Origin of the sequence: Streptomyces sp. F63 (genome assembly GCF_018070345.1) — a bacterium.
Taxonomy (GTDB): Bacteria; Actinomycetota; Actinomycetes; order Streptomycetales; family Streptomycetaceae; genus Streptomyces.
Window position 1 is genome coordinate 1 of sequence record NZ_JAGPXX010000080.1, and the last position, 467, is coordinate 467.

At 63.4% G+C, this 467-nt stretch carries 1 pseudogene; it reads left to right on the forward strand.

Annotated features, from left to right (window positions below):
• Window positions 1-174 precede the first annotated feature (174 nt).
• Window positions 175-467 (forward strand): annotated as a pseudogene (locus KBZ10_RS30690) (hypothetical protein); the annotation flags it as partial.

Genomic DNA, 467 nt, shown 5'->3' on the forward strand with positions numbered 1-467 from the left:
GGCCATCTATGGTGACGACGAGCCCGTGCTTGCCGGCATTCCGGTCAGGGAGGATGCCGACCGAGCGCAGTTCCCGCGCTTTGGCGATGACTACTGGGATTTGGGGGCTGCCATCTTCCGGGTGAACGCCCGCTACAGCAATTACCGGCTCAATTTCGCTCCTATCATCGTCCTGTGACGCGGCGGCTCGCCAAGGAGTATGTGCTCACGCGCCTGCGCATCCATGTGCCGGGATACCGGGCGCCATGTGGTGTCGCTTGGGCGATCCGGCTGCTGCGCTACATCCAGCATTTCGCGGCGTTCCTCATCGCGCACGTTGGCGCCGTCGATCTGCGCCGGATCGACCAGCCTTTGCTCGACTCTTATCTGGCGCATGCTGGTGACGGCGGCCGGCGAACACCGCACGAGACAGTGAAGTATGTCGAGGTGCCGATCGACCTGCATCATCTGTCGCCATGGCTCACGGG